The sequence below is a fragment of the Nonomuraea sp. NPDC050227 genome (assembly GCF_044459705.1).
Taxonomy (GTDB): Bacteria; Actinomycetota; Actinomycetes; order Streptosporangiales; family Streptosporangiaceae; genus Nonomuraea.
In genome coordinates, this window is the sequence record NZ_JBITJF010000020.1 from 24,557 (window position 1) to 35,819 (window position 11,263).

An 11,263-nucleotide genomic window follows, 5' to 3' on the forward strand; every position below is an offset into this window, starting at 1 on the left:
AAGTCTATGCACTCCAGCTCAGGCGCTCTCCTGTGTCCGGATGGCCCGGCGGAGGCCGTCAGGGACGGAACATGGGCGGACGGGCGGCGGTGCACCGGTGGAGGGCGTTCGCCATCGCGTGGACGAGCGGGGCCTGGGAGGCGTCCCAGACGAGGTTTAGACCGCTGTGGCTGCGGAGCAGCAGCCTGCCGTACAGCAGGACGGGCAGGCGGGCGTTGTTGTTGAACCGGCGGTCGGGTCCGCCGTTGACGTTGACGTAGCGCCAGGTGGAGTCCACGACCGTGCCGTCGCGGGGCACCGGGCCTGCTTCGATGAAGCGCGCGTGCTCCATGGCGACCTGGAGGTGCTGGTGACCGCGCCGGGCGGCCTCGTCGCGGTCACCAGCCCCGCGAGGAGCAGGGCGGCCAGGGCGAACGGCCAGTACGGCCGGCGTCCGGCGGCCCTCTGCAACTGCTGCACGACGTCGCTCGGCTGCGCCGGGACCAGGCTGACGACGTCGTGCATGACCACGTCACGGCCGGGCGCGGTGGTGCGGCTAGAAACCCACGATGGGGAATCCGCCGGACCTGGGTCCCCGTTACCTGCGCCGGGCGATGGAGACGCCCGCGCCGGAGCGGCGGGGCATCAGGCTTTCCAAGGAGGCCCCGTCATCGACCGGGTCCGGCCGATGACGGGGCAAGGTGCTACTTCAGCACGTCCGCGGCGACAGGCGACTGGTTGCCCTGCGCGTCGACCGCGACGACCTCCGCGCGGTACCTGGCGCCGTCGCGCTGGACCGGGACCGGAATGTCCATGGAGGCGGCGGCGGGCACCACGTCGAAGCGGTTGGCGACCTTGGTGGTGAGCACCTCGGCGCCGTTGTCGGCGCGGGTGACGCGCACCTTGTAGTGGTACACCAGCTCGTCGTCCTGGGCCTGTTCGATGCGCAGCGCGAGCCGGCCGTCCTTGCCGGTCTGGGCCGTCAGCGGGCGCGGGGACGTCCAGGCCGGGGCCGTGCGGTTGCGGTTGGCGTCGGTGTAGGTGAAGTTCTGCACGACCTGGGCGTCGGCGCCGGCCGTCCTGATCTCCCAGGACCTGCCGGCCAGCGTCCCGTCGCTCTGGAACGGGGGCTTCCAGTTCGCCGACCACTTCCCGCCGGTGTAGATGTCGTGGAGGTCGGCGTTGAGGTTGACGCGGTTGACGACGGTACGACCCCGGTAGACCTCGACGGCCAGCCCCTGGGCGGTGGGGGTCTCGAAGCGGTTGGCCAGCTGCCCTTCCGCGTCGAGCATCTGGTACCCGTGGTCGATCTCGATGTAGGACGAGCTGCCGTCGTTGACCGCGGTGAAGTTCTTCTGGTGGATCGAGCGCGGGTCGTTCACGTTCAGGTGCGAATGGCCCGAGAAGTAGACGGCGCGCGGGAACTTCGACAGATCCTCGGTGAGGCGCGGGTTGCTGGTCTGCTGGCCGTCCATCACGGTGCCCGGAGCCGGCCGGTGCCCCTGGACGATGATCGGCAGGTCGCGGTAGGCGGGGTCCGCGGAGATCTGCCCGAGTTGGTCACGCAGCCAGGCGGCCTGGGCCGCGGAGTAGTTCTCGGTGTTGACCGTGATCAGCGGAATGCCCTTGATGTCCGTGCGGTAGTACCCGTCGCCGGAGTCGGGGAACCACTCCTTGGGGTAGCCCGCACGGAGCTCGGCCAGGGTCGCGTCGTGGTTTCCGTACGACATGAACACCTGGGTGGCGTTCATGCCCTTGCGCGCGAGGTTCTCCTTGAAGATGCGGGCGGTCAACTGGTGGTCCTTGCCGCGGCCGTCCCAGTTGTCGTTGATCATGTCGCCGTTGGAGAGGATGGCGTCCGGGGTGCCCAGAACCGACGCGATGGTGTCGAAGTAGGACGACCAGCGGTGGCGGTCGGCTTCGTAGTCGCCGATGTGAACGTCAGAGACGATCACCATGCGGGCGATCGGCTGCTCCCCCTCGCGAATGAGGTACCCCTCGGACTTGACGGCGCCGGGCTGGTTGCCCTTGAAGGCGCGTGCCGTCAGATTCGTGTCCTCGGTGATGCGGATGGGCTTGCCGGCGAAGGTCGGGCTGCTCTTCGTGGGAATGCTGCCGTCGGTGGTGTACCGGATCGTCTCGCCCTGCCTGGCCCGCAGCTCGACGGACACCGCCTGCTCGTAACGACCGCCGTCGACACTGAAGGCCGGGGCCTGCGGCGTCCCGCCCGGGGCGGCCGACGCGCTCTGTGCCAGCGGGAAGAGCCCCAGACCGATGCCGACCGAGACGGCTGCGATGTGGCGCCAGGCGGCCGGTTCTCGGCGGACGGTGAAGTCGGCATGTCGCATGTGGTGCTCCCCGATCTTGTCGCGGCGCGCTGGGCGCCGCGACACGTACTTCAAAAGTGAACGACTTGAACCTGGAGCACCGAGATGTACAGAACCGGCGACCTGCATGAAGTTCGCGCGACCTGCAAGGTAAGAAGTGAACACACCGCCCACCAAGGGCCCAGAGGTGGAGGTGTCCAACAGCCGGTATCGGCGCAGCCGCTCGCCAGGACGACGGCCGCGAGTTCGCTACTTTCGCACCAAGAACCGAGCCGATTCCCCCAGTATCTGCGCGGCGGAGACGACGTCGGCCATGCGAGACTGCAATGTGGCGAGTGCAAGATCGACTGGCAGTGCCGCACTGAACTTCAGCCCGTTCAGCGCCTTCTGATCGATCTCGGGGAGACACACCGAAAGTTGAGACACGGCCTTACGCCAGGCCTGAGCGTCCAGATCGTTGCGAAGCCGGAGACTGAGAGCATCGGTGCGTTGGGCGGGATCGCAGAGCGGGCCGAGCGTCGCGCTCAAGGTCGCATTCGCCCGGTGCCCGGCCCACGTCCACCAACGCAGGTCTCCTTCCTCTCGGAGCACGACGGTTCCATCTGCGTGGACCAGATCCCCATACTCCTCTCTGACCTTCTCCAACCCTCTTCTTGCTCGCTGCGTGAGGCGTACCGGCGGGTCTGCGCCGAGGACGACGTCGCGCATCGCCCGTGCCAGGCGGAAGGAGGTCCCGCCGAAGGCGGAAGAAGACCAGCGGGCTTCACCCCCAAGTCCTTCGACCGGGTCAACGAAGCAGCGGCGCCGCTTCCAGTCGACCCAGTCGACCTGCCAGGTACGGCCGGCCAGCAACAGCAGCCGTGGCCCGTTCGAGGGCGCGGTCAGCAGACTCGGGTCCATTCTGCCGATCTCCGTGTTCCTGTTCAGCACGGTGAATTCCGGCGGTGCGGTGAAGACTGCGACGAGGTCTCTGAAGTGCTGACGGCCGAAGCGCTGCTCGGCGCGGGTACCAACGAACAACATGCCTCCGTGCCGCTCGAGGAAGCCTGCGGAGATGAGGAAGTCCAGGATCGGCTGTGCATCTCTGAACGGTTCGAGTCCGTTCCACCAGTCCGGCCACAGCTGGTCCCCGATCCTTCCCTCTTGAAGGGCGAGCGCCAGGAGTTGCTGAGCGACGATGTGACGCGGTTGCGGCGGCGGCTGTATCGGCTCCACGTAGCCCGTACCCCACAGTTGCAGCAGCCCCGCCGCGCTGAGCAGGTCGTCATGACCGAGTGCGAGCAGCAGGCAGTTGCGTGGCGTGTTCGAGCGACGGCCTGTACGGCCGAGGCGTTGCAGGAACGAGGCGACCGACCATGGCGCGTTGATCTGGATGACACGATCCAGGTCACCTACGTCTACGCCCAGCTCGAGAGTCGAGGTGGAGACGATGACACAGTCACGCGCCTGTTCGAACGCCTCTTCCGACCGATGCCGCTCCTGCGCCGAGAGGGAGGCATGCGAGAGGAAGGTCGTCACCCCGTGCTCACGAAGCAGGGCGCCGAGCTCCTCCACCATCTGCCGGGAGTCGCAGAAGATCAGCCGTTTCTCGCCGTGGTGCAGCGCCGCAATGAGCTTCGCCGCGTTCGCGATCGTCCCGACGTGATCCAGTTCGAGGTCCGGCTGAGCGGTCGACTGGTCCTCCTTGGGACTGACGACCTGCGCGTGGCGTCCCACGCCGGATCCTTGCAACCACGAGAGCAGTTCCTGCGGATTGCCGACGGTGGCTGAGAGGCCGACTCGTTGGAGCGGCCGGCCGGCGAGCCTGTGCAGGCGTTCCAGTACCGCCAGCAGATGCCAGCCCCGGTCGTCTCTGGCAAAGGCGTGGACCTCATCGACCACCACAACCCGCAAGTCCTGCGTCAGACGCCGCTGGTCGACCTTGGTCGAGATGAGCATCGCTTCCAGGGACTCAGGAGTGGTCAGCAGGATGTCCGGCGGGTTTCTGAGTATCGACTGCTTTCGAGAGGCTGAGATGTCACCGTGCCATACGGCCACGTCGCGGCCCAGCCAGGCGGCGTAGCGCTCGATCCGGGGCCGCAGGTTGTTCAGCAGGGCCTTCAGCGGACAGATGTAGAGAACCGTCAGGCCGCTCCAGCGCTGCTCTTCCATGAGGGTCAGGAGCGGGAAGGTCGCCGCCTCAGTCTTGCCTCCTGCGGTCGGAGCGAGCAGGAGCGTGTCGTCGCCGCGCTGGATCGCTTCGCCCGCCGCCATCTGCAGTGGACGGAGCTGGGACCAGCCCAGCGTGTTGGCAACGTGGTACGCCAGCGTCGGGTGCATGCTCAGAAGTCGAGCTCGACGTCGTCGGCGGATCGGAGCCGACGTCCTCCTCGTGCCGCGTTACGTTCCTCGTCGGTCAATTCCGTGTCCTGTACGGTGAGCCGGTAGTCCCGATGCGGGTCGAAATCGGGGTGTTCGTCTACCTTGTAGAGCACGTCGGTGACAAGCTTGCGCAGGAAGACCCGTGGCGAGGTGCCGATCTGCCCGCCGAGCCGACCCGCCACGGCGAGTGCCAGTTCCTCGACGTAGGCGTCGTCGACCAACCTCCTGATCCTCCCTTCCTCCGAGGCACCTTGTGCGTACAGATCCCGTACGGCGCAGCCGAGCATGACGAGCCTGCCCTGATCCAGCCCTGTGAGCCGGATCTGCGGAGCACGGGTGGCATCGAAGCGCGGATCGCCGCTGAAGTCCACGGCCAGTCGCTGTGCCAGCGGCGCACTCTGTTGCACGCCCTTGAATCCGTCGTAGAAGGCGGGGGTTCCGGTGATGACCAGGTACAGGCCGGGAAACCTGCCCTTGTCGATTTCGTCGATGAGCTGTCGCAGCGTGTTGAGGCTCTTCTCCCGTGAATCCGAGCGCATCCGTTGCAGCGTCTCGATCTCGTCAAGGACGACAAGCAGCCCCGGATATCCGCAATCGCGCAGCACGACCAGCAGACCACGCAGGAAGTCGAGCGCGCTGGTGGAGTCGATATTGCCGCGGATGTTGGCGTAGCGGCGGATTGGTGCCGCGACGTTCGGCTCGCCACCGGCCCAGGCCAGCAGACCGTCTGCGATGTCGTGCTCCCCTGTGAGCCTCGCCTGGCGATAGCCCCGCAGGGCTGCGGCGAAGGCCGGCGCGGTTTTCGAAACCTCGGCGAGCCTGCGCTCGATGAGTTTGTCGACCGCATCGGCCATGCCCGCCCGGTCGTGCTTGTCCACGTCGCCGGTGGCCAGCACGACGTCTTCGAGCGACAGCAGCCAGGAATCGATGACCTCTCTGAAGGCACTGTGCCGGCTGCTCGCGGTGGACAGCGCGCCGATGAGCCTGCGGTAGACCGTCTCCGTCTTGAACAACGGCGTTTCGGTGTCGGAGATCTGAATCTCGCTGGTCGCCATCCGCATGCGCTTGGCCCGTTCGGCGAGCCAGCGCGCGAAGAAGGTCTTTCCCGAGCCGTATTCGCCGCGCACGGCCTTGAAACCGCTTCCGCCAGTCGTGACGGCGGCAAGTTCCTCGTCAAGCCCCTTCTCGAACCGGTCCATGCCCACCGCGAACAGATCGAGACCGAGCCGCGGGACGGTCCCCCGGCCAAGGGCAGCGATGATCTCGCGCCGTTTGGCACGGCTGACCTTCCTGGTCGCCGTCATTCCCCGTCCTCCAAAAACTGCTCCGCGAGCAGCGCCATGTTCAGGTCGAGCATCTTGTCACCGTCCTTGAGCATCAGTACGGAGATGCCGTCGACGTCGAGGAGCTTCCTGGCCTCCCCGATCAGCAGCCGCATACGGTCCTCAGGCTCGGCGATCAGCCGGGCCGCCTGGTTGACGGACATGGCGCCGCCGGCCTGTCCAAGGCCATCGAGCAGCAGCGCGACCTGCTCGTCGGTGATCTTCGCAACGATGCCTGTCCGCTGATCGGCGTATGTGGCCGAAGCGACGACCTTCCGGCCGAGCCCAGGCCCGGAACCTGGAATCTGGACAGGCGCTGAGACGGGCATCGTGTTGCTCGGCTGTGGGATCCTTGCCTGAGGAACCGGCCGGGCGGTGGCGCCAGGCGGTGAGACCGGAATCCACTTGCGCTCCACGACTGGCGGCGGGTCTGGGAAAGGCCTTCTCCCTGTGATTCGCGGCAGGGTGGGCTGACTGGCACGCTGCTTCTGTGGCAGACTGCCGGCCGGAACATGCCGGGGCCGGACCGGCGGCCGCGACACGGCGATCCACTCACGCCCTTCGATGACGTGCACCCATTCGCGGGCAGACGGCCTGGTACCGGCCGAGCCCGCAGCTCGCACGAACATGGACCGAACCCGCCCCGCGAGGTCGTCCGGCAGCCCGGGAAGAAGCGGCAGTTCGCCACCGGGCCGCACATAGGCATTCCTGGCCAAGATTCTGCCGATCAGCAGCGCGAGCTTGTATCGATCTGTATCGAGGTCCGGACCTGTTGACGACTCGAGGGGATCCTCCCAGTCGGGGCTGTGCGCCTGCTTCAGCACCGATTCCGCGCCGAGACGGCGGAATCCGTCGCAGTCCAGAATGTGGACCTTATGCGGCTCCTGGACGGACCAGAGCAGGTTCCGCGCGGAGACGTCACCGATGACGTACTGGTGTCCGTGCAGGAAATCGACCAGTTCGGCGAATCTCCGCGCCAGCTGGATCCGCCCTTCGATCCCCGGCAAGCGCAGCTCCTGCCAGGCACGCTTCTGCGGGAACAGCAGGAACTGCAGCTCCACCAGGCGCGGCCGCCCCTGGATGAGGTCGTGGAAGTCGTCGGGAACCTCGGGCATGAGAAAGCCCACTGCCCTGTCGCCTTCGATGATTCGTGCGGTCGGCCAGGCACAGAAGGCGAACAGCCGCTTCTGGTCATCGCGGGGCAGCCCCGCACCGAATTCGACCAGATCCGCCAGCACCTGGCCGTTCACGGTTCCGGCCGACTTCAGGTACTCCTTGTAGACCACGTCCTGCGGGCCGATCAGACGGGTGACCACACCCTGACCGCCGTCGTTCAGCGGCTCGCGTTCAAGCTGGAGCGAGGAGCGTGGGCGATCCAGCGGATGCGGGACGAAGGCCACCTCAGAGACCCCAGACGCAGATGGCGGTGCGGTCATCGTCATGGGTCCTGACCCGGAAGCTGAGCTGCCACAGGAACTCCGGCAGCGACGGTGGCGCTCCCTGTTCCCACCACGTGGCCAGTTGCTCCCTCACCGCCTGACCGGCCATGGGCTTGGTCAGCCCATCCGTGCAGAACAGCAGTGTGTCCCCGGGGATGAGAACACACGTGGTCACCTCCACGCGTGCCGCGTCATCCGGCAGCGCGTACGTGGCCGAGGAGGCCAGAGTCTGGTTGTTGTCCTCGGGAAAGCACGAGGTCCACACCCCACGATGCAGCTGCATCGCCGTACTGTCGCCGACGCGCATGATGTGGCAGAGGCGGGCACCTCTCCGCGCCTGGATGTCGATCACCGCAACGGTCAGCGTGGTGGCCATCTCTGCCACCGCGATGCCTTCATTCCTGGCCATGTACGTCATCGACTCCGCGATCCCGGTGAAATAGGCCACCGGATCGGAACGCGTTTCATAGCCGTCCAGCAGGCTTGCCGGAAAGTCCTCGAATGCGGCCCGGCATGCCTCGGACGCACCGAAATGCGACATGTCCCGGCTTCCGAGCCCATCGGCCACCGCCAGCAGGACATGGGACTCCCCGAGCTTCCTGATCAGCATGGCATCCTGCCTGGGCACTCCGTCGTAGCGATGGTAGTCACCCCGTACCGACGCGCCGCGGATGACGAGGCCGTCCAGATCGGCGCCGTCGATCTCGGTGTCGGGGCCCGTCCGGTTCGATGTGATCAGCGGGCCGGGCGCGGATTGCAGGCGAGGAGTCCTGCCAATGATCAGTGGCTCCTGGAAGCGCGGCGTCATCACCTTGTCCACGTGTGAGTCTCTCCAGGTCAGACCGGGTCGGCGGCCAACACGGTGAACCCTGGGACGTTGTCGTTGGGCAGCACCAACTGCGGGGCGTTAGCGGGGTTGGAAGCCGAAAGAGTCGCCGAACGGACGATCGACTTGGTCAGTTGCCGGGCGAACTCGGTGAGGGCCTGCGCGGGCGACACGCCGGCTTGGGCGACGAACGCCCTGAAGGTGGCGATGCGGGTGAGCGTCTGCTGTTCGACGTCGCCGAAGCCGAAGGCCAGAATGTGCGGGCGGGCGGAGAACCCCGGAGAGACGAGCTTGTCGTAGTCGTCTTCCCAACCCCAGTCGTTCGGCTGTCCATCGGTGAGGAAGAAGACGGTCGGACGGAACGGCGTGTGCCCGGCCTGCTTAAGCTCTGCGATGTCCGCGGTGATGGTCTCCCTCAGAAGCGAGAACGCCGCACTGTACGAAGTGAGCCCGCGGGAGGACAACATCGGCAGGTGATCGACGTCACCCAGGTCGGTCAGGGGCAGCAGGACCTCCGCGGTATCACTGAACCCGATGATGGAGAACCGGGCCTTGTCGGCGACGATCGGGTTGCTGGCGATCTCCTGGTGGATCTTGGGTAACTCACTGTTGATCGCGTCGAGCGGTTCACCATGCATGGACGCTGACTCGTCACAGACCAGGTAGAAGGGCAGTACCTGCTCGCTCATCTCATCCTCATCACTTGTCGGCGCAGCCTTCCGTCACGAAGTAGATCTCCATGGAGATCGACCCGCTCGGAGCTGCGAGGTCATGGAAGTTCCGGGTCGCAGCGGCCGCGAAGATCCCGGGATAGGCTCGCCGAACCGCCTCGTTCACCCGGCCGGCCAGCTGAACGCCATCACCTGCGGCACCATTCGCCCCGAAGGTGAGGACCATGCCTGCGTGCCGCCCGGCCAGCCGACGTTTATGGGCCCGAAGCGCTGTCTTCACCTGCGTGAGCAGTTCCCTTTCTGTCGCCGAGGTCTCGACCCGGAACGAGATCTTCGTCGGTTTCGACCCCACCCCGGCGACGCGTACGGCGCAGCGTGACGAACTCGGGGACTTGGCAGGCGAGGCCGCCGGCCCCGGCGACGGTTGAGGGGAGGCCGGGGAGGCCGCCTGTGCTCCGAGCATGATGATGGTCAGGCCGAGTAACAGGTCCGCGAAGAGCCAACCGGCCAGCGCGATCAGAGACATCGATCCGCGGCGGGGCTTCATGTCGGGTCCCTTCCGTCGCGGACCGCGCTCGCGGCGATGACCACACCGACGTGATCCACGGCGTCCTGCAGGCGACCGATGGCCTGGCTCAGATCGATGAGCTCGGCTTCCGTCGCCTTCCTGATCACGGGCGTGATCTCGGCCACGGTCATCGAGACCGCCAGCGGGAGCTGTCCGACGGCGCTACGCAAGTTGTCCAGTTCGACGCTGGTGACACCGCGGATCGAAGCGGGGATCTTCTCGATCGTCTCGGTGAGGGTGGCCGGCAGTTCGCGCAGTTCCTCCAGGAGTCGCACTGTCCTGCCCGAGGCGTCGGAGGCGATCTCGATGCGGGACGCGTGATCCCCGACCGTGTCGGCCCAGCCTTGCAGCGCGTGACGCACCTCCTCGCCGGTGTCGCCAAAGGTGCGGGTGAAAGCACTGGTCGTGTCGTTGAGCGCACCCATGATCTGCTCCCCGACCTGGTTCATCGTCGTTTGTGTCATGGTGGTGACATCCGCCACGGCGCGATGCACCCCGTCCAGCGCGGCGGAGATGCCGTTGCTGACCGCGGCCAGCTCACGGACGCGTTCGGTCAGCTCCTCGACATGGCCGTCCAGTTCCCTCGTGGTGTCATGAACAGCCGAGCCCGCCCGGGTGGTGGCCTCCTCCATCGCAGCCCGAACCCTGTCCGTCGAGTCGGCCACCAGGACACCAAGACGGTCCCCGACCTGGTCCATCGCCGTTTCCGCCTTCTCACCCACCCTGTCGATCGCGTATGTCGTTCGATCGACAGTTTGCGTGAGATCTGCGGTGGCGGTGGTCACGGACGTCATGTGCTCATCGAGCTTCCAGGTCGCCGCCTGGATGTCGGCCGTAGCCTCCATCAGGCTCTCCATCGCCTGTCTGGTGCTCTCCAGGGATACTTCCAGCGATCGCACCCCCTGCTCTTGCAGCCGCCGCAAGGTCGCCCCTACCTCGCTGATCTCGATGGCGCTCTTGGTGAGTTCCGCCTGGAAGCGGGCGGGGCTCGCGAGCCGGACCTGCCCGAGGGTCAGGGTCGCCTCGGTCAGCGCGGCCCGCAATCTGCGACGAAGCTCCTCGGCCTGCACCTCTACGCGGTTCTCCTGCCCGCGCCGTAAGAGCCGCTCAAGAACCGTGACAGCGATGAGAAGGATTATCGCCATCAGCGTGGCCCGCGCAACGCTGTCGAATTGCCAAATACCGGACAAACGCCCACCGAAACCCTGCTGCCACATCTCCAGAAAGGGGCGGCGGGCAACCTCAGCTCCACCTTGTTCGATGGCTTCCCCATAAGCAGTGGTGGCGCGCTGGAGTCCGAGCCACGTGATCCCGATAGGCAGGAAAACCAGGACAGGCTGCAAAAGGTCCAAGACGTTCAGCAGGCCCGTCCACCGCGACCGCAGGGACACCGACCGGACCGTCTCCTCGGGCGGGAAGGCGGCGAACAGGTCCACCTCGCACCAGCGCTCCCCCTCGGCCGGCACCTCGACGGCACCGGCCAGAGAGCGAAGTTGGTCGGCGCGTGCCTTCAAGAACGGCTCTGCGGCAAGCATCTGGAGCTCCACATTGAGCGCGTGATTCATCACGAACAGCCGCATCCTTCCTTGACGGAACGGTGTCCACAAATGACAAGAAGGCCAGTGGATCGATCCAGCGAATGACACCCGTCATGACCAACGAGACAGAAGTGTGTAGCGTAATAGATGAGCAGGCAGGTGTCATTATGGGACAAGGCATCAAACGTCCGAGCAAGAATGACACCCGCACTTCAGGCCGGCGAATAGCTCT

General features: G+C 66.2%; 9 protein-coding genes. All 9 read right to left on the minus strand.

The features are described from left to right. Positions 1-58 precede the first annotated feature (58 nt). The 9 genes from ACIBK9_RS50365 to ACIBK9_RS50405 all read right to left on the minus strand — a co-directional run bounded on the left by ACIBK9_RS50365 (position 59) and on the right by ACIBK9_RS50405 (position 11,073). Complete coding sequence (locus ACIBK9_RS50365; protein WP_397166437.1) at positions 59-331, minus strand: hypothetical protein; 273 nt, start codon at positions 329-331, stop codon at positions 59-61. A 352-nt stretch (positions 332-683) separates the two neighbouring features. Continuing rightward, complete coding sequence (locus tag ACIBK9_RS50370) at positions 684-2,327, minus strand: chitobiase/beta-hexosaminidase C-terminal domain-containing protein (RefSeq protein ID WP_397166438.1); 1,644 nt, start codon at positions 2,325-2,327, stop codon at positions 684-686. 228 nt (positions 2,328-2,555) lie between these two features. After that, on the minus strand, positions 2,556-4,625 hold the full coding sequence (locus ACIBK9_RS50375) for a DEAD/DEAH box helicase (RefSeq protein ID WP_397166439.1): 2,070 nt from the start codon (positions 4,623-4,625) through the stop codon (positions 2,556-2,558). A gap of 2 nt (positions 4,626-4,627) precedes the next feature. Beyond that, a complete protein-coding gene (gene brxD / locus ACIBK9_RS50380) occupies positions 4,628-5,971 on the minus strand; it encodes a BREX system ATP-binding protein BrxD (RefSeq protein ID WP_397166440.1) in 1,344 nt (447 codons plus the stop codon). Further along, entirely contained in the window at positions 5,968-7,389 is a 1,422-nt protein-coding gene (locus tag ACIBK9_RS50385; RefSeq protein ID WP_397166442.1) for a hypothetical protein, read from the minus strand. The genes brxD and ACIBK9_RS50385 overlap by 4 nt, the downstream gene beginning before the upstream one ends. 1 nt (position 7,390) lies before the next feature. After that, positions 7,391-8,248: a protein phosphatase 2C domain-containing protein gene (locus ACIBK9_RS50390; protein WP_397166444.1), complete on the minus strand. Its 858-nt coding sequence runs from the start codon at positions 8,246-8,248 to the stop codon at positions 7,391-7,393. Positions 8,249-8,265: 17 nt separating this feature from the next. Further along, the gene (locus ACIBK9_RS50395; RefSeq protein WP_397166445.1) at positions 8,266-8,943 is read right to left on the minus strand and encodes a VWA domain-containing protein; all 678 of its coding nucleotides are present in this window, start codon (positions 8,941-8,943) and stop codon (positions 8,266-8,268) included. Between the two features lie 10 nt (positions 8,944-8,953). Beyond that, positions 8,954-9,472, minus strand: a complete 519-nt coding sequence (locus ACIBK9_RS50400; protein WP_397166447.1) for a hypothetical protein — start codon at positions 9,470-9,472, stop codon at positions 8,954-8,956. Then, positions 9,469-11,073, minus strand: a complete 1,605-nt coding sequence (locus tag ACIBK9_RS50405; RefSeq protein WP_397166448.1) for a hypothetical protein — start codon at positions 11,071-11,073, stop codon at positions 9,469-9,471. The genes ACIBK9_RS50400 and ACIBK9_RS50405 overlap by 4 nt, the downstream gene beginning before the upstream one ends. Positions 11,074-11,263: the final 190 nt, after the last annotated feature.

Bases quoted from the DNA above. Each gene is read 5' to 3' on its own strand.
- brxD (WP_397166440.1), bottom strand. From the start codon at position 5,971: ATGACGGCGACCAGGAAGGTCAGCCGTGCCAAACGGCGCGAGATCATC.
- ACIBK9_RS50405 (WP_397166448.1), bottom strand. From the start codon at position 11,073: ATGCGGCTGTTCGTGATGAATCACGCGCTCAATGTGGAGCTCCAGATG.
- ACIBK9_RS50375 (WP_397166439.1), bottom strand. From the start codon at position 4,625: ATGCACCCGACGCTGGCGTACCACGTTGCCAACACGCTGGGCTGGTCC.
- ACIBK9_RS50365 (WP_397166437.1), bottom strand. From the start codon at position 331: ATGGAGCACGCGCGCTTCATCGAAGCAGGCCCGGTGCCCCGCGACGGC.
- ACIBK9_RS50370 (WP_397166438.1), bottom strand. From the start codon at position 2,327: ATGCGACATGCCGACTTCACCGTCCGCCGAGAACCGGCCGCCTGGCGC.
- ACIBK9_RS50395 (WP_397166445.1), bottom strand. From the start codon at position 8,943: ATGAGCGAGCAGGTACTGCCCTTCTACCTGGTCTGTGACGAGTCAGCG.
- ACIBK9_RS50400 (WP_397166447.1), bottom strand. From the start codon at position 9,472: ATGAAGCCCCGCCGCGGATCGATGTCTCTGATCGCGCTGGCCGGTTGG.